The sequence below is a fragment of the Streptomyces sp. NBC_00306 genome, from assembly GCF_036169555.1.
GTDB lineage: Bacteria > Actinomycetota > Actinomycetes > Streptomycetales > Streptomycetaceae > Streptomyces > Streptomyces achmelvichensis.
Genome location: NZ_CP108032.1, coordinates 1,408,082 through 1,427,948, shown reverse-complemented (window position 1 = coordinate 1,427,948; position 19,867 = coordinate 1,408,082). Strand labels below are relative to the sequence as shown.

Here is a 19,867-nt window from a genome sequence, read left to right as displayed (position 1 = left end):
GGTACGCCGTGCAGGCGCCGTACCCGGGCCGGAATCCTCCAATCGCTCGCCTTCTGCAACCAGTGCAGCGAAAGGCAACCAAGGGATTGCCGTGCGGCCGGCGCCGCCCGCCCTGCCGCGGAGTGTCGGGCAGATCAGCAGGGCAGACGACGCGAACGAGGACCGCCGCACTGTACGAGGGGGAGCCGGCGGTCCGGCCGCCTCCATGAGAGGCATTTCAGTCAACCGGCGCGAACCGTACGGCGGCAGAGCGCGCGTGGCACAGATCGGGGCACTCCGTTCACACCCCGTGCGAATCGTCCTCTACTAGGCTGGGCGCACCGAGCCAACGGAGGGGCCTCATGCAGCCCAACACCCTGCTCGACGCCCTGCTCGACGAGGCGGGCATCTCCCACGCCGGCCTCGCCGCACATGTGAACCAGGCCGGCCGCGCCCGGGGTCTCTCGCTCCGGTACGAACACACGGCCGTGGCACGGTGGTTGAAGGGACAGCGCCCGCGCGGCCAGGTTCCCGACCTGATCTGTGAGGTGCTCGCCGGCCGGCTGCACCGCGCCATCACGCTCGGCGACATCGGTCTCGGCGTCAACGGGGACTCGGTCATGCCCCCCGGCTCGCCGCTGTCCGGCTTCGTGGAGCGGGCCACCGCCCTGTGGCGCTGCGACGAGCAGCAGCGGCGACACATCATCGAGGCCCCGGCGGTCACCGGCACACCCGCCGTGATGCCGGTGTGGGAGTGGGAGAACCCTCCCGAGGACGCGGACGTGTCCCGCTCCGGGCAGACGCGCGTGAGCATGGCCGACATCACGATGCTGCGCGCCGCCCGCGCGCACTACGAGCTGATGTACCGCAGGGCGGGCGGCATCGCGACCCGCGCCCGCATCGTCGGATTCCTCAACGCCGAGACCGCGCCGCTGCTGCGCGGCGGCTACAGCGACGCCCTCGGCCGTCAGTTGCACCGTGCGACGGGCGGTCTGGTGGCGGTCGCCGGAATCTGTGCCTACGACTCGGACGCCCACGGTCTCGCGCAGCGCTACTTCCACCAGGCCCTGCGCCTGGCAAAGGCCAGTGGGGACAGGGGACTTGGCGCGTACGTGATAGCGCTGCTGGTCAACCAGTCGCTGTTCATGGCCGAGCACCGGCAGGCGGTGGCCTTCGCGGAGGCGGCACTGCGGTCCGCCGGTGACCGGATCACGCCCGCCCTGGCAGCCGATCTGTACGCGATGCAGGCCAAGGCGTATGCGCACCTCGGAGACGGAAGCAGTGCTCTTCGCTGCATACGGCGCGCCGAGCTGGAGGCCGGGCGCATTCATCCGGGGCACGAGCCCGACGAGACCGGCTATGTGCAGCCCGGACTGGTCAACGTCCAGGTGGCCGAGGCCCTGCTCAGCCTCGGTGACCTCCAGGCGGCCCGTGAGCACGCCACGGCCGCCGTCGACACGCCCGCGCACGACCGCGGCCGGGTGCACCGGCTCGCCATGCTCTGTCAGATCGAGCTGCGCCAGGGCGAGGTCGACCGCGCGGCCCGTACCGCGGTGGAGATGGCGGAGCGGGCTCGGGGCATGGAGTCGCAGCGGCTGCGGGACCGGTTGCGCGTGGTGCGGGAGCATCTCGTGCTGAGCGGATGCGCCAACGCCGACGAGGCCGCCGAACTCATCGACGGGGCGCTGCGCGTTCCCCTCTGACCGAGCTCCTGCTGCGATATTGCCATCTACTTGTCGGAAGGTGGCAGAAAAGTGCAGTGGACGAACTTAAGCGAACAAACTGTGTATGAGAACCGTTGGTTCAGGGTCAACCTGGCCGACGTCGTTCTCCCCGACGGCCGGCATCTCGATCACTTCCTGATACGGCTGAGGCCCGTCGCCGTGGCGACGGCGGTCAACGCGGCCAACGAGGTGCTGATGCTCTGGCGGCACCGGTTCATCACCGACACCTGGGGCTGGGAGCTCGCCGCGGGGGTCGTCGAGGACGGCGAGGACATCGAGACCGCGGCGGCCCGCGAGATGGAGGAGGAGACCGGGTGGCGTCCCGGCCCTCTCCAGCACCTCATGACCGTGGAGCCGTCGAACGGCCTCACCGACGCCCGGCACCATCTCTACTGGGCCGAGGACGCGACGTACACCGGTCACCCCGCGGACGACTTCGAATCCTCGCGGCGCGAGTGGGTCCCGCTGAAGCTCGTGCCCGACATGGTGGCGCGCGGTGAGGTCCCGGCCGCCAACATGGCGGCCGGGCTGCTGATGCTCCACCATCTGCGGCTGGGCTGACGTTCCCGGAGCCGGAGCCGGAGCCGGAGCCGCACTCGCCACGACGGGCCCCGGACGGCGCCTACGGCCTCGACGGGCTCGGGGAGCCGACGGCTGCCGACCCCCCGTTCCCGGCGTGGCTAGCGGGCCAGCGCCTGCCAGACCGCCACCGCCAGCGCCCCGAGCGCCGTCAGTGCGGCCACGGCCGGCAACGGCCACCTGGCATGTTCCAACGCCCCGACGCGCGCGGCCAGATCGGTCAGCTCCCGGTCGATCTGGTCGTTGCGCTGCGCGAGCAGCGCAAGATGCCCGTCGATCCGGGCGAGGCCGACATCGAGGCTGCGGCGCAGTTCGGCGAACTCCTCGACGACCACTAAGTGATCTGGGTCGGTGGTCACGGATCGGCTCCTCTGCAGAAGGTGTACGGCGTGTACAGCGAACCCTTGGCTGAGCGGAACCGAGTCAACTCTCCGTGGTCACAGGGCGGGAGCGTGTGCGCACGGCATATGCGAGCACGCCCCTCACACTCCGTGTGAATCAGGAGTACGGGTAGAAGCCGGAGCCCGTCTTACGGCCGAGGCGCCCCGCGTCCACCATCCGCTGCAACAGCGGCGGCGCCGCGTACAGGGGCTCCTTGAACTCCGCGTACATCGAGTCGGCGACGGACGCGACGGTGTCCAGGCCGATCAGGTCGGAGAGCTTCAACGGGCCCATCGGGTGGGCGCAGCCCAGCTCCATGCCGTTGTCGATGTCCTCGCGGCTGGCGATGCCCGACTCGAACATCCGGATGGCGGAGAGCAGGTAGGGGATGAGCAGCGCGTTCACCACGAAGCCCGAGCGGTCCTGGGCACGGATGGCGTGCTTGTCGAGCACCTGCTGGACCACGGCCTCGGAGCGCTTGATCGTCTCCTCGGAGGTGGTGAGCGCGGGGATCAGCTCGACCAGCTTCTGGACCGGAGCCGGGTTGAAGAAGTGGATGCCGATGACCTGGTCGGGCCGCGAGGTGGCGACGGCCAGCTTGACCAGCGGAATCGAGGAGGTGTTGGAGGCGAGGATGGCGTCCTGGCGGGTCACGACCTGGTCGAGGATCTGGAAGATCTCGGTCTTGACCTGCTCGTTCTCCACGACGGCCTCGATGACGAGGTCGCGGTCGGCGAACTCCCCGAGGTCGGTGGTGAAGCTCAGACGCTCCAGCGTGGCATCCCGCTCCTCCTCGCTGATCTTGCCGCGTTCGGCGGCTTTCGACAGCGAGTTGTACAGCCGGGTACGACCGATCTCCAGGGCCTCGCCCGTGGTCTCGGCGACCTTCACCTCGAGCCCACTGCGGGCGCACACCTCCGCGATGCCTGCGCCCATCTGGCCACAGCCCACCACTCCGACGCGTGCAATGTCGGCCATTGAGTCCGTCACCTCGTGCCTTTCGCTGAATCAGTGCGGCGGAGCGTCCGCATGGTTCCGGTGCCCGCCTCGACGCCCCGACGTTACTCCGGATGCGGAGGTGCGTGACCGTCAGGGGCGGGCATGCTGTGCGGAAACGACCACCGGCGACGATGACACCGAGGGCGACAAATGGGGCGTATCGGTAGAAGAGGTTTCGTGACGACGGCCGTGAGCGTGCTTGCCGCGATGGCGACGGCGGGCGACGCGGCAGCCTTTCCTCCGCGGCCGGGGCGCCCGCGGCCCCTCGCCGAGCCGGAGTTCCGCGGCACGTGGCTGGCGACCGTCACCAACCGTGACTGGCCCTCACGTCCGGGTCTCACGGCGAGCCGGCAGCGTGACGAACTTCTCGCCCATCTCGACACCGCGGTCGCCCGCAGGCTGAACACCGTCGTCTTCCAGGTCCGGCCGAGCGCGGACGCCTTGTGGCCGTCGCCGTACGAGCCCTGGTCGGTCTACCTCACCGGCGTCCAGGGCAAGGACCCCGGCTGGGACCCGCTCGGCACCGCCGTGCGCGAGGCCCACGCTCGCGGACTCGAACTGCACGCCTGGTTCAACCCCTACCGTGTCGCGGTTCACACCGACCCGTCCCGGCTGGTCGCCGGCCACCCGGCCCGCGTCCACCCGGACTGGGTCCTGCCCTACGGCGGGAAGCTGTACTACAACCCCGGCATCCCCGAGGTCCGCGCCTTCGTCCAGGACGCGATGACCGACGCCGTGAAGCGCTACGCCGTCGACGCCGTCCACTTCGACGACTACTTCTATCCGTATCCGGTCGTCGACCAGGTCTTCGACGACGACGCGACCTACGCCCGGTACGGCGCGGGCTTCCCGGACAAGGCCGCCTGGCGGCGCGACAACATCGACCGGCTCGTCAGGGAGATGTCAGCACGGATCAAGGAGACACGGCCGGGCGTCGGTTTCGGCATCAGCCCCTTCGCGGTGTGGCGCAACGGCGCCACCGACCCGCTGGGTTCGGACACCCGCGCCGGAGTGCAGACTTACGACGACCTCCACGCCGACACCCGCCGCTGGGTGAAGGAGGGCTGGATCGACTACATCTCCCCGCAGGTCTACTGGAACATCGGGTTCGCCGCCGCCGACTACGCGAAGCTGCTGCCCTGGTGGAACGACGTCGTCCGGGGCACCGGTGTCGATCTCGTGATCGGGGAGGCCCTCTACAAGGCGGGCGACCCGGCTCAGCCCGCGCCGTGGCAGGACCCCGCCGAGCTCTCCCGCCACCTCACGCTGGCGAAGACGTACAACGGGGTCCGCGGCCACTGCTTCTTCTCGGCCAAGGAAGTCATGACGGATCGGATCGGGGCGATGGCCAGGGTCGTGGCCGACCACTATCCGACCAGGGTGCTGCCGCCGCGCTGAGCGGCGGCGGCTCAGGCGTGCTTTCGGGCGGCGGCCCCGTCAGGCGTGCTCGTCCGGCTTGACGACGGTGTCGGGGCCGGGGGACATGAGCGCCTCGTGACCGTCGTCGTAGCGGACGCGGTAGGGCGGCGTGCCCTTCTGTCCCAGCACCTCGACGACTTCGGCGGTCCGGTCGTGCTGTCCCACGGTCCTGCCGTGCACGAGCAGTTTGTCGCCTACGTTGGCATGCATCGTGGTGACCTCCTCGCAGGGGTGGTCTCTGGTTCGAGTTTACGGCCGGGTCCCGGAGTTGCACCCTCAGCTGCCGGCCCGTCTCAGCTGCGGGCCCGCTGGGTCACGGCGATGCAGACGAGGACGGCGACCGCGGCCACCGGTGCGGCGGGGGAGATCTCCTCACCCAGCAGGCCCACCGACCAGACGAGGGTGAGCAGCGGCTGCGCCAGCTGGATCTGGCTCGCCTTGGCGATGCCGATCGACGCCATGCCCCGGTACCAGACGTACAGGCCGAAGAAGGTCGAACCGGCGGCGACCCACAGGAGACCGATCACCCCGTGGGCCGTCATCCGCACCGGCTCGTGGGCGAGCGCGACGGCCGAGCCCGCCAGCGCCAGGGGCAGACAGAACACCAGGGCCCAGCCGATCACCTGCCAGCCGGGCATCTGCCGGGCGAGCCTGCCGCCCTCCGTGTATCCGGCGGCGCAGACCAGCAGGGCGCCGAACAGATACAGATCGCCGGTGTGCAGCGCTCCGCCGCTCTGCTGGACGGTGAACGCGATCACCACGGCCGCCCCGGCCAGAGCGGCCAGCCAGAAGGTGCGGGAGGGGCGGCGCCCGGTGCGGACCGCGGCGAAGGCGGCGGTGGTGAGCGGCAGCAGACCCACCACGACGGCCGCATGGGACGTGGTGGAGGTCTGCAGGGCCAGCGTGGTCAGCAGCGGGAAGCCCACGACCACACCTCCTGCGACGACGGCCAGCGGGCCCCAGTGGCGGCGCTCGGGAAGCGGTACGCGCAGCGCCAGCAGAAAGGCTCCCGCGATCAGTGCGGCGAGCACGCTGCGCACCCCGACCAGCGACCAGGGGCCGAACGACTCGAGGCCCCAGGCCGTGGACGGAAAGGTGAGGGAGAAGGCGACGACGCCCAGCGCGGCGAGGAGGGTTCCGTTACCGACCGCTATCGACATCGTGCGAGTAGCGCTATCCTGTACTGTCATGCAAGAGCGTAGCAGTGTTGCTGACCTGGCGAATGTGCTGAAGCGAGAACTCGACCGCTACTCGCCGGGTGGGAAGCTGCCATCGAGCCGGGCGCTCGTCGAGCGCTTTCGGGTCTCCCCGGTCACCGTCTCCCGCGCCCTCGCGCAGCTCGCGGCCGAAGGGCTGGTCGTCACCCGCCCCGGCGCGGGGGCATTCCGGACGGAGCCCCGCGCGCACGCGCCCGCCCCCGGGGACACGTCCTGGCAGGAGGTCGCCCTCAGCGCCGACGCCGCGACCGAGCTCGTGCCCCGCACCGTCGACGCCTCAGGGGTCCTCGCCACCCTCGCCGCACCGCCGCCGGGTGTCGTCGAGTTCAACGGGGGCTATCTGCATCCGTCGCTTCAGCCGGAGCGGGCGATGGCCGACGCGCTGGCCCGCGCGGGACGCCGCCCGGGCGCCTGGAGCCGGCCGCCCGCCGACGGGCTGCCCGAGCTGCGCGAATGGTTCGCCCGCGGTCTCGGCGGCAGCATCGGGGCCGCGGACGTCCTGATCACCGCGGGCGGACAGTCCGCGCTGACCACCGCCCTGCGGGCGCTCGCGCCGCCCGGAGCACCCGTCCTCGTCGAATCGCCCACCTATCCGGGCATGCTGGCCATCGCGCGCGCGGCCGGGCTGCGGCCGGTTCCCGTGCCCGTGGACGCGCAGGGCGTGCGACCGGACCTGCTCGCCGCCGCGTTCCGGGCCACCGGCGCCCGGCTCTTCATCTGCCAGCCGCTCTTCCAGAACCCGACCGGTGCCGTGCTGTCCGCCGAGCGCCGCCCCGAGGTCCTGCGCATCGCGCGCGAGGCCGGAGCCTTCGTCGTCGAGGACGACTTCGCCCGCCGCATGGCCCACGACGACGCCGGTCCGCTGCCGAGCCCGCTCGCCGCCGACGACCACGACGGTGTCGTCGTCCACGTCAGCTCACTGACCAAGGTGACCTCGGCCAGTCTGCGCGTGGGCATGCTGGCGGCACGCGGGCCCGTGTCGGAACGCCTGCGGGCCATTCACGTCGTCGACACCTTCTTCGTGCCCCGCCCGCTCCAGGAGGCGGCCCTCGAACTGGTCGGAGCGCCGGCCTGGAGTCGTCATCTGCGCACGGTGTCCACCGAGTTGACGGCACGCCGCGAGGCGATGGCGGTGGCCCTGCGGGCCGGACTGCCCGAATTGTCCCTGCCGCACATCCCCGCCGGCGGCTACCACCTCTGGCTGCGGCTGCCGGACGGCGCGGACGAGTCCGCGCTGCTCTCCGCGGCCCTCCGCGCGGGTGTCGCACTCGCCCCCGGCCGCCCCTACTTCTGTGCCGAACCCCCCGCCGGGTACCTCCGGTTGAGCTTCGCGGGGGTGGCCGGAACGTCGGAGATCGCCGAGGGAGTACGCCGGCTGCGCACCGCCTGCGACGAGCTGACCTGACCTTTCTTCATGCTGTGGGCAAAGGCTTGGGGTCGGCGGGCGGCTGTCCATTTCCCCTCTTGACCTGCGCGGCTTTCCCGCTCACCATCTCGCCATGAGTGTTCGGATCACGCTGGTGGCTGCCGCCCGCAGCTCCGCCCTGCTCGCCGAGCGCTTCGACGACGACCGGCCGCTCGACCAAGCCGGCTGGCACGAGGTGCAGCTCGCCGCGCATGCCCTGGTGCAGCTCAACGCTTCCGAGCTGCGGTACTGCTCGCCGACGGTCCGCAGCCGTGCGACGGCGCAGGCGCTCGGCTTCGCGCCCATGGCGCAGCCGGCCCTGCGCGACTGCGACATGGGCCGCTGGCGCGGATACACCCTCGCGGAGGTGACCGCCGTGGATCCGGGCGCCGTGGACGCGTGGCTCGGCGATCCGCGCTCCGCACCGCACGGCGGGGAGTCACTGCTCGCCTTCATCTCGCGGATAGGGGGCTGGCTGGACACCCGGCCGGCCGAGGACGGCGGCACGATCGTCGCCGTCGCCGAACCGTCGGTGGTCCGGGCGGCCCTGGTCTACGCCCTCCAGGCGCCGCCGACGTCGTACTGGAACGTGGAGGTGCGCTCGCTGTCGACGGTCACCCTGGCGGGCACCGCGGGCCGCTGGAGCCTGCGCCTCCAGACGGCGGCCTGAGCCCGGGGCGCGGATCGGCGACTTGCGGAAGCGCGGAACAAGCCGCGCAGACGAGGTGCCCAGCCCTCAGCCTCAAGTCACCCGGAGCCGGGGCGCGCAGGACAGGCCGCGCAGGACGGGGTGCCCAGAACCCAGCCCGCAGGCCCGGGCCGCGCAGGGCAGCCGCTCGGACCCGAGTGGCCCAGGCCCGGGCCGCCCAGGTCCAAGTCGCCCAGATCCAGGTCGCGCAGGCCAAGTCGCCCGGACCCGGCCCGCGCAGGGCAGGCCGCGCAGGACGGGGTGCCCAGATCCAGGTCGCGCAGGCCCGAGCCGCACCGGGCAGGTCGCCCAGGACCCAGCCCGCGGGCCCGGGCCGCGCAGGCAGCCGCTCGGACCCGAGTCGCCCAGCCTGGGTCAACCAGCCCCCAGCCGCCCGGCCCCGGTCGTTCTAGGCGGCCGTGCCGACCACACGTCGCGGCGTGATCCGGATGACGATGCGTACGACCTCCGGCGGCAGCTCCCGGTACTCCTCGCCGGCGCCCTTCCCCTCGTACTCCTCCGCCAGGCGGGCGGCCAGCCTGCGCTCGGTGTCCTCGGTGATCGTGGCGGTCCCGCGCACTTCCAGGTACCGCAGCGGGTCCTCGCGGTCGTAGACGGTCAGGCTGACCCGTGGATCGGCCGCGATGTTCCGGTCCTTCACGCGGCCGGCCTGGGAGGAGATGACCAGGTCGTCGCCGTCCCGGGCGACCCAGACGACCGAGGTCTGCGGGCTGCCGTCGGGCTGGACGGTGGCGAGCACCGCGGGGTTGGGGGCGTCGAGTATCGCGTGGGCGCTTGGGCTCAGGGAAGCGGACATGATCGGGAGCCTACTGATCACGGGCGCGGCGGCGAAGACCCGCCCGCGAAGACCCGGCCGCAGCGAACCTGACGCACACGCCCAGCCGTGCTCAGGACCTCAACCGCCCGACACCGCCCGGAGATTGCGTTCCAGCAGCGCGCGTTCCTTCGCGTTCTCCGTACGCGCGATGGCCTTCTCGTACGCCGCGCGGGCCTCGACGTCGCGGCCCAGCCGGCGCAGCAGATCGGCGCGGATCGCGTGGTGGAGCCGGTGGCCGTCCAGGTCCACGGCGTCGACGAGGGCCAGCGCCGTCTCCGGCCCCTCGACCTCGGCCACCGCGACCGCGCGGTTGAGCGCGACCACCGGGTTGGGGGCCAGGGCCAGCAACTGGTCGTACAGCAGCACGATCTGCCGCCAGTCGGTGGCGGCCGGGACGGCGGCGTCGCTGTGCACCGCCTGGATCGCGGCCTGGATCTGGTACGGCCCGGGCCGGTCACGTCGAAGGCACTGGCGTACGAGCGCCTGGCCCTCGTCGATCAAGGCCCGGTCCCAGCTCCCGCGGTCCTGGTCGGCCAGCCGCACGAGATCCCCGGCCGGGGACGTCCGGGCCGGGCGGCGGGACTCGATGAGCAGCATCAGCGCGAGCAGTCCCTTGACCTCCGGCTCGTCCGGCATCAGCTGTTCCAGCAGCCGGCCCAGCCGGATCGCCTCGGCGCACAGGTCCTCGCGGACCAATTGCTCGCCCGACGTGGCCGTGTATCCCTCGTTGAAGACGAGGTACACGACCGCCAGGACGGCCCGCAGCCGGTCCGGCAGGTCGGCGTCACGCGGTACGCGGTAGGGAATGCCCGCGTCCCGGATCTTGCCCTTGGCGCGCACCAGGCGCTGCGCCATGGCCGGTTCGGTGACGAGGAACGCCGAGGCGATCTCGGCCGTGGTCAGTCCGCCCAGGAGCCGCAGCGTCAGCGCGACGCGGGACGCCGGCGCGAGTGCCGGGTGGCAGCAGGTGAAGATCAGGCGCAGCCGGTCGTCACGCACGGGACCCTCCTCGGCCGGTACGTCATGGGCGTGCAGCAGAGCCGCCTGCGCGTGCCGGTCCTCACGCCGGGACTCCCGGCGGAGCCGGTCGATCGCGCGGTTGCGGGCCGTCGTGATGATCCAGCCGGCCGGACTCGGCGGCAGCCCCGCTGCCGGCCAGCGCTGCACCGCGGTGGTGAACGCGTCCTGGACCGCTTCCTCGGCGATGTCGATGTCGCCGAAGACCCGGGCCAGGACGGCGACCGCGCGCCCGTACTCCTCGCGGAAGTGGCGCTCGATCACCGCCCCGGTCACCTCGGGCCCGCCGGAGGTCACGAGTGCCGCTCCCGGCGGGCGTCGGCCGGTCGAGGCACTAGGCACAGCTTCCGTGCTGGAGGGGACGGACCTCGATGGGAAGCGTGATCGCCCGGGCGAGCTTGCGGCCCCACTCCAGGGCGGCGTCGAGATCGGGGGCCTGGATGACCGTGAACCCGCCGATGTGCTCCTTGCCCTCGATGTACGGTCCGTCCGTCATGAGCAGGTCGTCGTCCTTCAGCCGCACCACCGTGGCGGTGCTCGGCGGGTACAGACCGCCGGAGAAGACCCACGCCCCGGCTTCCCTGATCTCCGTGTTGACGGCCTCGAGGTCCCGCATGATCGGTTCCAGGATCTCGGGGCCGGGCGGCTCACCGTCGGGCTGGTAGATGCTGAGCAGGTACTGCTTCATGGTGTCTCTCCTCGGTGTGCGGCGGGCCGGCCGCCCGCCTCTCACCCTCTACACGAACGGCCTTTCGCCGTTTCGACATCTCACCGCGCCGGTTCCGGAATCTTTTTCGCCCGACGGTGGGCGGCCACCCGTTCGCGGGTCGCGCACCGACGCGAGCAGTAGCGGCGGGCCGGCCCGCTTCCCTGTGTGAGGAAGACATTGCCGCAGGCGGGAGAGGCGCACACACCGCCGGGCGGACGCTGCCGGTCCCAGACCAGGACGGTCAGGGCGAGACAGGACGACGCCAGCAGCCACTCGCCCCAGGGGCCGTCGTCGTCGCGGTCCAGATGCGGATGCCAGGGGGAGCGGCCGCCGTGCGAGGTGAGGCGCAGCGCTCCGGTGCTCACGGACAGCAGACGGTTGAGGCGAGCCGCCGCCTCGTCGGTCCCGTCGGCGGCGAAGACCTCCCGCACCTGAAGCGCGGCCGCTCGCATCTCCTCGACATCGCTCCCGGAGAGCTCCACCGCGTCGCCCTCGCCGTGTGCGCGCAGCACCGCGGACACGGACTGCGGTGAAACCCCCTCGTGCGACAAGGCGTTGACGAGGGCGGCGGTCCGCAGGGCGACGGCCTGCACCGAATGCCGGGCCGACCAGTCGCTGTTCGAAGGCTCCACCCCTCGAATGTAACGCACCTGGCGCAGGATTGAGTTACCTGCGTAACGTCCAGCGCATGCAAAAGCGTTACGCACTGTGGACGTACGCGGCGGGAGCGGTGGCGGCGCGGACGGGCGACGAGATGGCCGGCCCCGCCCTGCTGCTCGCCGGTCTCGCGGTCACGGGGTCGGCCGCGTCTGCCGCGTCGCTCCTGGCGGGCATCACCATCGCGGCGGCGTTGGGCGGCCCGCTGCTCGGCGTACTGCTGGACAGATCCACCCGCCCGGGCCGACTGCTGGCGGCGGCCCTCGCCGGCTACGCCGCAGCCCTCGCCGTCGTCGCGCTGTGCCTCGGCACGCTGCCCATCGCCCTGACCGTGCTGATCGCGGTCGGCGCCGGGCTGTTGTGCCCTGCCCTCGGCGGAGGCTGGACCTCCCAGCTGCCGCGGGTCGTCGCCGCGCACGGCCTGCCCCGGGCGAACGCTCTCGACGCGATGACCTTCGACGCCGCGGGCCTGCTCGGGCCGGCCCTGGCCGGTGCGGTGGCCCACGTGGCCGGCGCGCGTCCCGGAGTGGTGGCGTCCGCCGTACTGATCTGTCTCGCGCTGCCGGCGGCCCTCGCCCTGCCCGCAGGCCGTCGCCCGGACCGCGCAGCGACGCCCACCACGATGGCCGCCGGCCTCGCCGCCGGTTTCCGGGTGATCGCCCGGAGCCGGCCGCTGGCGCGCGCCACGGCGACCTCGGTGATCTCCTGCGCGGGTGCGGGAATGCTGGTGGCCTGCGCTCCGCTGCTGGGGGAGCGGGCTTTCGGCCGGGCCGGCCAGGGGGCGTTCCTGCTGTCGGGTCTCGCCCTCTCCGCGCTCGCGGCGAACGCGCTGCTCGCCCGCAGGCCCGAACGGCTGCGAGCGGACACGGTCCTCGTCGGGAGCACGGTCGTCCTGGCCGTCGCTCCGGCGCTCGCGGCGACGTGCCGGCCGGCGTTCGTCCTGACCGCTGTCGTCCTGGCGGGCATCGGCGAAGGCCCCCAGCTGACCGCCCTGTTCGCGATACGCCACCGAGAGGCACCCGAGCGGCTGCGCGGGCAGATCTTCACCACGGGGGCGAGCCTCAAACTCACCGGCTTCGCCGTCGGCGCGGCACTCGCCGGGCCCCTCGCCACCCGGTCGCTCACCGGCGCGCTGCTCGCGGCGGCGGGTGTGCACCTCCTCGCGGGGGCCGCCTTCGCCGGGTGGCCCGGCGCCGCCCGCGTATCCCGTCCGTCCCTGACGTCCGGGCCTGCTGCCGGGCGGGCCCGGTCCTTGCCGTCCGGCACGGACCGGGCCCCGCAGCCGCCGACTACCAGGTCGCTCCGGCAGGCTGACGAGTCGTCACATTGAGCCGGTTGAAGAGATTCGTCACGCCGATCATGAGGATGATCGACGCGAGCTGCTTCTCGTCGAAGTGGTCGGCGGCCGCGTCCCAGATCGCGTCCGGCACCGGGTCGGACGTGTCGCTGAGCCGCGTCACGGCCTCGGTCAGCGCCAGTGCCGCCCGCTCGTCGTCGGTGAAGAACGGCGCCTCCCGCCAGGCCGCCACGGCGTGCAGCCGCTCATCGGTCTCGCCGTTCTTCTTGGCGCTCGCCACACCACCGACGACGCAGTAGCTGCACCCGTTGATCTGGCTGGCCCGCTGGTGGACGAGGTCGAGCGTGGTCTGCGGAACGCCCCCCTGCTTGGCGGCGCCGAGCAGATCGAGCATGGCGGGCATCGCGGAGGGGATGACCTGGGCCGGGTTCTTCATACGTGCCTGCAACGTCGTTCTCCTCAGTAGGTGTCGTCACCGCACTGACGGATCCGGGAGTACGGATGTGACCGGTCCGGGAGAGAAACTTTCCGTGGTCGGAGAACGGGCTGCGGGCCAGAGGATCACCGCAGGTCAGCGCGCGGTGGACGCGTCCGGGTCGGACGGTGTGTCCCGCCGCTTGCGCGTGACCAGCACGAGCCCCGCGCCGGTGAGCACGGCCGCGGCGGCCACGGCACCGAGCCCCGCCAGAGCCAGTGAGCGGGAACCCGTGTCGGCCAGCGCGGGCTTCCCGGCCGACGCGGACGACGAGGCCGACGAGGAAGACGCCGACGAGGAGCCGGCCGCGTCGCGGATGAGGTCGGTGACCGCATCGGGGTGGGAGATCATCGCGACGTGGGAGGAGTCGATCTCGACCGTGTGCGAGCCGGCGCGTTCGGCCTCCCACCGCTCCAGGTCGGGGGCGATGCTCTTGTCCTGCTTGGCGACCAGGGCCCATGACGGAATGGTCCGCCAGGCCGCGGCGGGGGCCTTGTCCGTGAACGCCGAAGCGGCGATGGGGCGTTGGGCCGCCGCCATCACCGCGGTGGTCTTGGCCGGGAGGTCGGCCGCGAATGTGTCGTGGAACTTGGCGGGCTGGATGTACAGATCGGTGCCCTTGCCGCTCGCCGTCTCGAACGGCGTCGGACTCAGTGCGGGGTTCAGCTCGCTGCCCGGGAACTTGGCGGCCAGCTGTCCGAGGACCTCGCCCTTGTCCGGCATGAAGGCGGAGACGTAGACCAGCGACTTCACGTTCGGGTTGCCGGCGGCCGCGCTGCTGATCACCGCGCCGCCGTAGGAGTGGCCGGCGAGCACGATCGGGCCCTTGATGTTCTTCAGGACACTGGCGATGTAGGTGGAGTCACTGGTCAGCCCGCGCAGGGGATTGGGCGGGGCGAGGACCGTGTAGCCGTCCGCCTGGAGACGTTCGATGACCCCGTTCCAGCCGGAGGCGTCGGCGAAGGCGCCGTGCACCAGGACCACGGTGGGTCTGGCACCTGCGTCCGTGTCACCGCCCGTCGTCCCGGCAGGGCCCGAGTCGGCCCAGGCCGGTACCGCGACGGTGCAGAGCGCCACGGTGAGCACGGCGGCGGAGACGTGCGGGAAGCGCCGGCGTATGAGGTCGGCGGTGGAAGGCATGGTCATGCTGTTCCCTCTTCTGCGCTACGGGTTGGGGGACCATCAGCGTTTCCGAGTACGGCCGGCGCGGCGCGGCCCGCGAGGCAAGCGGGTGAAGAGGGCCGCCCGTCCGGGTGACGCCCGCGGCACATCCGCCGTCAGTGGGTAGCGGGGCGCCGTCGGCAGCCCGGTGGGTGCCGCCGATCGGGTGGTCTCTGGCCGCCCCCATCAGGGCTCGGTTGCCGGTGCCCGAGCGGGTCGGCGCGGGCAACAGGGCCTAGTCGGCGGGGTCGGCGGCCCGGTGGGAAGGCAACCGCGCGGCCCCGGACACTGCCCGGCCCGTGGATGTCATGGAGGTAGGCGGGACGTAAGCCCGCTAGATTGCGCTTCGTGCGCCTTTGAGGAAATTTGCGGCCTGCTCAGGGGGTGCGGTCTGTGCATGGTGAAGGCTGCCGATTGAGTGGGAGTTCGTGTGGCTTCAGGGTCCGGGCCTGAGCTCGAAGTGTTGTCCAAGGACGACGACGCGTACGAGGACGAGCTGCCGCTGCGGCGCAAGCAGTCCGGCAGAGTGGTGGTGACGTGGCTGACCACCACCGACCACAAGACGATCGGCACGCTCTACCTCACCACGTCGTTCGTCTTCTTCCTGATCGGCGGGGTGCTGGCGCTCTTCATGCGCGCCGAGCTGGCCCGGCCGGGCACGCAGATCATGTCGAACGAGCAGTTCAACCAGGCGTTCACGATGCACGGCACGATCATGCTGCTGATGTTCGCGACGCCGCTGTTCGCCGGTTTCACGAACTGGATCATGCCGCTGCAGATCGGCGCGCCCGATGTGGCGTTCCCGCGGCTGAACATGTTCGCGTACTGGCTGTACCTCTTCGGCTCGACGATCGCGGTGGGTGGGTTCCTCACGCCGAACGGTGCGGCCGACTTCGGCTGGTTCGCCTACTCCCCGCTGTCGGACGCGGTCCGCTCGCCGGGTATCGGCGCCGACCTCTGGATCATGGGCCTGGCCTTCTCCGGCTTCGGCACGATCCTCGGCGCGGTCAATTTCATCACCACGATCATCTGTATGCGCGCACCCGGCATGACGATGTTCCGGATGCCGATCTTCACCTGGAACGTGCTGCTGACCGCTGTGCTCGTGCTGTTCGCCTTCCCGGTTCTCGCCGCCGCGCTCTTCGCGCTGGAGGCGGACCGCAAGTTCGGCGCCCACATCTTCGATTCGTCCAACGGCGGAGCACTGCTGTGGCAACACCTCTTCTGGTTCTTCGGCCATCCGGAGGTGTACATCATCGCGCTGCCGTTCTTCGGCATCGTGACGGAGATCATTCCGGTCTTCAGCCGCAAGCCGATCTTCGGCTACATCGGCCTCGTGGGTGCGACGATCGCGATCGCCGGTCTGTCGGTGACGGTCTGGGCGCACCACATGTATGTGACGGGCGGAGTACTCCTACCCTTCTTCGCGTTCATGACGTTCCTGATCGCGGTGCCCACCGGTGTGAAGTTCTTCAACTGGATCGGCACGATGTGGAAGGGCTCACTGTCCTTCGAGACACCGATGCTGTGGACCATCGGGTTTCTCGTGACCTTCCTGTTCGGTGGTCTGACCGGCGTCATCCTGGCCTCGCCGCCGATGGACTTCCACGTCTCCGACTCGTACTTCGTGGTGGCGCACTTCCACTACGTCGTGTTCGGCACGGTGGTGTTCGCGATGTTCGCCGGCTTCCACTTCTGGTGGCCGAAGTTCACCGGCAAGATGCTGGACGAGCGGCTCGGCAAGATGACCTTCTGGACGCTGTTCCTCGGCTTCCACGGCACGTTCCTGGTCCAGCACTGGCTGGGCGCGGAGGGGATGCCGCGGCGGTACGCGGACTATCTCGCCGTCGACGGCTTCACCGGGTTGAACACCATCTCCACGATCAGCTCGTTCGTCCTGGGCCTGTCGATCCTTCCCTTCCTCTACAACGTCTGGAAGACCTCCAAGTACGGCAAGAAGGTCGTGGTCGACGACCCGTGGGGCTTCGGTCGCTCGCTCGAATGGGCCACGTCCTGCCCGCCGCCCCGGCACAACTTCATCACCCTGCCGCGGATCCGCTCGGAATCACCGGCCTTCGACCTCCATCACCCCGAAGTCGCCAGTCTCGATCCCGCACACGCCGAGGGCCGCCGGGATGTCATCGAGCCCGGGGAGGGCGTGGCGTCGCCGCTGGGTGACGACGACGGGAACGACAAGGGCCGGTCGTGACCGGCGGGCCGTCGCGGCAGCAGCAGCCGTCGCTCGACATCGATGCCGGCATCTCGCAGGTGGAGGGCTATCTGCTGGCCCAGAGCCGGCTGCGGGAAGCCGCGGTGTCGGCCGAGATGTTCGCCGGACGTATGCCGTGGCTGACCACCGCCCAGTACGACGAGGTCGTGCGCCTGTACGCCGAGGAACACATCGCGGTGTCCCGGAAGGCGCTGGAAGCGGTCACGGCGCGCGCCGGTGAGCTCCGCACGGAGTACAGCGAGCGGTACGACGCGCTGCGGCAGCGTCTGCTGTGCCGGGTGGTCGCCGCGCTCACCGGCCTCGCGGTTCTGTGGCTGTGCGTGGTGCTGCTGACCGTCCGTGGCTGAGGAGTTCGCGGTAGCGGCGAGGAGGGTCGGGGAGTCGGGTCAGGAACGGCGGCGCGGCTTGCCGCGCTTGCTGCCCTTCGCCCCGCCCTTGGCGCCGCCGGAACCGCTCCGCGGGCCCTTGCCCGTCGACGTACCGCCTGATCTGCCGCCGCCCGACCTGGCCGCGGGCTTGCGTCGTGCGTCTCCCGCCTCGGCGCGCTTGTTCTTCGGCTCCGCCGGTGTCCGAGTACGACCGCGGGAGCTGTTGACCGTCCGCCCGCGGACGATTCCGATGAAGTCCTCCACCAGATCGGTGGTCCGGTCCTCCGGCCACGACAGCGCGATGCGCGACTCGGGGGTGCCGGACACCGGCCGGTACGTGAGGTCCTTGCGGTGGTGCAGACGGGCCAGTGACTGCGGCACGACGAGCAGCCCCACCCCGGCCGCCACCAGCTCGATGGCGTCCGCCGTCGTCGCGGGCCGCTCGTAGGCGGGCCGGCCGGGCGGCTGCTCCCAGTCGAGGGTGTCGTCGAGGGGGTGCAGCACGATCTCGTCGGCCAGATCCTCGGAGGACACCTCGTCGACCGCTGCCACGACGTGGTCCTTCGGGACCACGACCACGGTCGTCTCGGTGTAGAGGGGGATCGCGCTGAGGTCCGCTCCGTCGACCGGCAGCCGCACGAACCCGGCGTCGGCGCCGCCGCCGCGCAACACGTCGAAGGCCTCGGCGGGGGAGACCGCGACGAGAGTCAGGGGGACGTCGGGCAGTCGCTCGTTCCAGATCCGCACCCACTTCGTGGGCGTCACTCCCGGGACATACGCCAGCCGGAACGAAGGGGATGCTTCCGAGCCTGTCACCGGGCCAGGCTACCGGTCGTGGTCGGAGGGGGCGCACACGCTCGATACCCTGGTCACCATGACGTCGCACCAGACCACCCAGACGATGAAGCCCGCGACCGCGGCGAAGAAGCTGGGTGTGTACCTCGAGGCCACCCCCACCGAGTTCCAGGAGGGTGTCGTCTCGCGCACCGAGCTGAACGCCCTCCAGGCAGACCCGCCCGAGTGGCTGCAGGAGCTGCGGCGCAATGGCCCGCACCCCCGGCCGGTGGTCGCGGCCAAGCTCGGCATCTCCATCGCGGGTCTCGCCCGGGGCGGAGTGACCGACGCGCTCACCACGGAGCAGATCGACGCGCTGAAGGAGGACCTTCCCGAGTGGCTCCAGAAGGAACGTGCCACTCAGGCCGAGGTCCGCAAGGAAGCGGTGCGCATCAAGGAGAAGAACGCGGAGCGAGCCGAGCAGTCTCGCGGTCCGCGTCCCTGACCTTCTCCGGGCGATCGCCGGTCAGACGGACGGGCGAGAGGTGCTGAGCCAGTCCTTGTAGTGGGTTGCGGCCAGGCGGGCGCCGGGCCCCGGGACAAGAACGCCGTCGTCGGTGGCGGAGAACATGCCCGCCTGCTCGTCGGTGACGACGGTGCGGTCGTCCTGCCGGTCGGCGAGCGTGAGGCGGCCGAGCTCGTCGAGGGTGAAGACATCCGGACCCGCGACATCGACCGAGCCGCCCAGCGGCGGGGCCGTGGCGACGCCGGCGAGGGCGTCGACGACGTCGGCCGCCGCGATGGGCTGGATACGGGTGGACGGCAGCCGGACCGTCCGGTCGTCGGAGGTCCACGACATGACCGCGTTCATGAACTCGAAGAACTGCGTCGCGCGCACGATCGAGTACGCCGTGGGCCCCTTGCGGAGCAGCTCCTCCTGGAGCGTCTTCGCGCGGTAGTAGTCCAGCTGCGGCACCAGGTCGACGCCCACGATGGACAGGATCACCTGGTGACCGACGCCCGCGCGCTCGCCGGCGGCCAGCAGATTCCCCATGGTGGTGCGGAAGAAGTCCGGCGAGGCTTCGTCGAACGTGGGCGAATTCGTCACGTTGACGACCGTGTCCGCGCCCGCGAGCGCCTGGTCGAGCCCTACGCCGGTGAGCAGGTCGACGCCGGTCGACAGGGACGCGGGGGTCACCTCGTGTCCGGCGTCGCAGAGCCTGGAGATGAGCTGCGAGCCGATCAGCCCGGTGGCTCCGATGACGGTGATCTTCATGATGGTGTCCTTCCGTGAACAGGTTCGCTGTGTGCGCAAACTCGGATAACCGATGTCCGGGATACTACTCGGATAGTCTTTGTCCGAGTCAACTGGAGGGTGCATGAAACTGTCCGGCGGCGTGGAGTGGGCGCTGCACTGCTGCGTGGTGCTGACCGCGGCGGCCGAGCCGGTCCCGGCGGCGCGTCTGGCGGAGCTGCACGACGTCTCGCCCAGCTATCTGGCGAAGCAGATGCAGGCCCTGTCCCGGGCGGGTCTGGTGAAGTCCGTGCAGGGCAAGACGGGTGGATACGTGCTGACCAGGGCTGCCGGCGAGATCACGCTCCTGGACGTGGTGCAGGCGGTCGACGGGGCGAACCCGGCGTTCGTGTGCACGGAGATCCGTCAGCGGGGGCCGTTCGGGACGCCGCCGGAGGAGTGCGCGAAGGCGTGTCCCATCGCCCGCGCGATGGGTGCGGCGGACGCTGCTTGGCGAGCGTCGCTGGCGAGCGTCTCGGTGGCCGACCTCGCGGGGTCGGTCGAGCGGGACAGCGGACCCGAAGCGCTGCCGACGATCGGTGCGTGGCTCAACGCGGACAGGGGTGCCGACGGCTGAGGGGCAGCGGCTGATCACCAGAATCCTTTGCATAAAGCTGCGGTGATACGTATAGTCATGCCATCGACGAGGAGGACCC

The 19,867-nt window shown here is 71.1% G+C and carries 22 protein-coding genes; 10 read left to right on the top strand and 12 right to left on the bottom strand.

Annotated elements, in window-relative coordinates; all coding sequences use genetic code 11:
- Positions 1–341 precede the first annotated feature (341 nt).
- Positions 342–1,682: a transcriptional regulator gene (locus OHA05_RS06385; protein WP_313947364.1), complete on the top strand. Its 1,341-nt coding sequence runs from the start codon at positions 342–344 to the stop codon at positions 1,680–1,682.
- Between the two features lie 51 nt (positions 1,683–1,733).
- Positions 1,734–2,264: an NUDIX hydrolase gene (locus OHA05_RS06380; RefSeq protein WP_313947365.1), complete on the top strand. Its 531-nt coding sequence runs from the start codon at positions 1,734–1,736 to the stop codon at positions 2,262–2,264.
- Between the two features lie 119 nt (positions 2,265–2,383).
- On the opposite strand, the gene OHA05_RS06375 is transcribed toward OHA05_RS06380, so the two are convergent.
- Together OHA05_RS06375 and OHA05_RS06370 are read right to left on the bottom strand one after the other, a co-directional pair.
- Positions 2,384–2,641: a hypothetical protein gene (locus tag OHA05_RS06375; RefSeq protein WP_313947366.1), complete on the bottom strand. Its 258-nt coding sequence runs from the start codon at positions 2,639–2,641 to the stop codon at positions 2,384–2,386.
- A 139-nt stretch (positions 2,642–2,780) separates the two neighbouring features.
- Positions 2,781–3,641, bottom strand: a complete 861-nt coding sequence (locus OHA05_RS06370) for a 3-hydroxybutyryl-CoA dehydrogenase (protein ID WP_313947367.1) — start codon at positions 3,639–3,641, stop codon at positions 2,781–2,783.
- Between the two features lie 171 nt (positions 3,642–3,812).
- Here OHA05_RS06370 and OHA05_RS06365 point away from each other — a divergent pair, with 171 nt between their 5' ends.
- Positions 3,813–5,060, top strand: a complete 1,248-nt coding sequence (locus OHA05_RS06365; RefSeq protein ID WP_328860036.1) for a glycoside hydrolase family 10 protein — start codon at positions 3,813–3,815, stop codon at positions 5,058–5,060.
- Between the two features lie 39 nt (positions 5,061–5,099).
- Here OHA05_RS06365 and OHA05_RS06360 read toward each other — a convergent pair whose 3' ends face one another.
- Positions 5,100–5,291, bottom strand: coding sequence for a DUF1918 domain-containing protein (locus tag OHA05_RS06360; RefSeq protein WP_313947369.1), 192 nt, complete (start codon positions 5,289–5,291; stop codon positions 5,100–5,102).
- Positions 5,292–5,374: 83 nt separating this feature from the next.
- The gene (locus OHA05_RS06355) at positions 5,375–6,271 is read right to left on the bottom strand and encodes a DMT family transporter (RefSeq protein ID WP_328860035.1); all 897 of its coding nucleotides are present in this window, start codon (positions 6,269–6,271) and stop codon (positions 5,375–5,377) included.
- Here OHA05_RS06355 and OHA05_RS06350 point away from each other — a divergent pair.
- Both OHA05_RS06350 and OHA05_RS06345 read left to right on the top strand, forming a co-directional pair.
- Positions 6,270–7,703, top strand: a complete 1,434-nt coding sequence (locus OHA05_RS06350; RefSeq protein ID WP_328860034.1) for an aminotransferase-like domain-containing protein — start codon at positions 6,270–6,272, stop codon at positions 7,701–7,703. The two genes, OHA05_RS06355 and OHA05_RS06350, sit on opposite strands and share 2 nt — an antisense overlap.
- A gap of 94 nt (positions 7,704–7,797) precedes the next feature.
- The gene (locus OHA05_RS06345) at positions 7,798–8,373 is read left to right on the top strand and encodes a histidine phosphatase family protein (RefSeq protein WP_313947372.1); all 576 of its coding nucleotides are present in this window, start codon (positions 7,798–7,800) and stop codon (positions 8,371–8,373) included.
- Between the two features lie 427 nt (positions 8,374–8,800).
- On the opposite strand, the gene OHA05_RS06340 is transcribed toward OHA05_RS06345, so the two are convergent.
- From OHA05_RS06340 to OHA05_RS06325, 4 genes are all read right to left on the bottom strand, one after another.
- Positions 8,801–9,208 carry a PPOX class F420-dependent oxidoreductase gene (locus OHA05_RS06340; protein WP_328860033.1) on the bottom strand — a complete coding sequence of 136 codons (408 nt, stop codon included), beginning with the start codon at positions 9,206–9,208 and terminating at the stop codon, positions 8,801–8,803.
- A 99-nt stretch (positions 9,209–9,307) separates the two neighbouring features.
- Positions 9,308–10,543, bottom strand: coding sequence for an RNA polymerase sigma factor (locus OHA05_RS06335; RefSeq protein ID WP_328860032.1), 1,236 nt, complete (start codon positions 10,541–10,543; stop codon positions 9,308–9,310).
- A 37-nt stretch (positions 10,544–10,580) separates the two neighbouring features.
- On the bottom strand, positions 10,581–10,934 hold the full coding sequence (locus OHA05_RS06330) for a YciI family protein (protein ID WP_328860031.1): 354 nt from the start codon (positions 10,932–10,934) through the stop codon (positions 10,581–10,583).
- 80 nt (positions 10,935–11,014) lie between these two features.
- Entirely contained in the window at positions 11,015–11,587 is a 573-nt protein-coding gene (locus OHA05_RS06325; protein ID WP_328860030.1) for a CGNR zinc finger domain-containing protein, read from the bottom strand.
- Positions 11,588–11,643: 56 nt separating this feature from the next.
- Here OHA05_RS06325 and OHA05_RS06320 point away from each other — a divergent pair, with 56 nt between their 5' ends.
- Positions 11,644–12,942 (top strand): MFS transporter, encoded by a 1,299-nt coding sequence (locus tag OHA05_RS06320; RefSeq protein WP_328860029.1) that lies wholly within the window; start codon positions 11,644–11,646, stop codon positions 12,940–12,942.
- Here OHA05_RS06320 and OHA05_RS06315 read toward each other — a convergent pair.
- Positions 12,902–13,357, bottom strand: coding sequence for a carboxymuconolactone decarboxylase family protein (locus OHA05_RS06315; protein ID WP_328860028.1), 456 nt, complete (start codon positions 13,355–13,357; stop codon positions 12,902–12,904). The genes OHA05_RS06320 and OHA05_RS06315 overlap by 41 nt on opposite strands.
- Before the next feature lie 123 nt (positions 13,358–13,480).
- Complete coding sequence (locus OHA05_RS06310; RefSeq protein WP_328860027.1) at positions 13,481–14,530, bottom strand: alpha/beta fold hydrolase; 1,050 nt, start codon at positions 14,528–14,530, stop codon at positions 13,481–13,483.
- 445 nt (positions 14,531–14,975) lie between these two features.
- Here OHA05_RS06310 and ctaD point away from each other — a divergent pair, with 445 nt between their 5' ends.
- Both ctaD and OHA05_RS06300 read left to right on the top strand, forming a co-directional pair.
- Positions 14,976–16,754, top strand: a complete 1,779-nt coding sequence (gene ctaD / locus OHA05_RS06305; RefSeq protein WP_313947381.1) for an aa3-type cytochrome oxidase subunit I — start codon at positions 14,976–14,978, stop codon at positions 16,752–16,754.
- Positions 16,751–17,122, top strand: coding sequence for a hypothetical protein (locus OHA05_RS06300; protein WP_313947382.1), 372 nt, complete (start codon positions 16,751–16,753; stop codon positions 17,120–17,122). Before ctaD ends, OHA05_RS06300 begins: the two co-directional genes overlap by 4 nt.
- Before the next feature lie 39 nt (positions 17,123–17,161).
- On the opposite strand, the gene OHA05_RS06295 is transcribed toward OHA05_RS06300, so the two are convergent.
- Entirely contained in the window at positions 17,162–17,959 is a 798-nt protein-coding gene (locus tag OHA05_RS06295; RefSeq protein ID WP_328860026.1) for a LysR substrate-binding domain-containing protein, read from the bottom strand.
- Positions 17,960–18,017: 58 nt separating this feature from the next.
- Between OHA05_RS06295 and OHA05_RS06290 the strand changes: the two genes are divergently transcribed.
- On the top strand, positions 18,018–18,422 hold the full coding sequence (locus OHA05_RS06290) for a DUF5997 family protein (protein WP_328860025.1): 405 nt from the start codon (positions 18,018–18,020) through the stop codon (positions 18,420–18,422).
- Between the two features lie 21 nt (positions 18,423–18,443).
- On the opposite strand, the gene OHA05_RS06285 is transcribed toward OHA05_RS06290, so the two are convergent.
- Positions 18,444–19,193: an SDR family oxidoreductase gene (locus OHA05_RS06285; RefSeq protein ID WP_328860024.1), complete on the bottom strand. Its 750-nt coding sequence runs from the start codon at positions 19,191–19,193 to the stop codon at positions 18,444–18,446.
- A gap of 103 nt (positions 19,194–19,296) precedes the next feature.
- Here OHA05_RS06285 and OHA05_RS06280 point away from each other — a divergent pair, with 103 nt between their 5' ends.
- On the top strand, positions 19,297–19,788 hold the full coding sequence (locus OHA05_RS06280; protein ID WP_328860023.1) for an RrF2 family transcriptional regulator: 492 nt from the start codon (positions 19,297–19,299) through the stop codon (positions 19,786–19,788).
- The last annotated feature ends 79 nt before the right edge of the window (positions 19,789–19,867 follow it).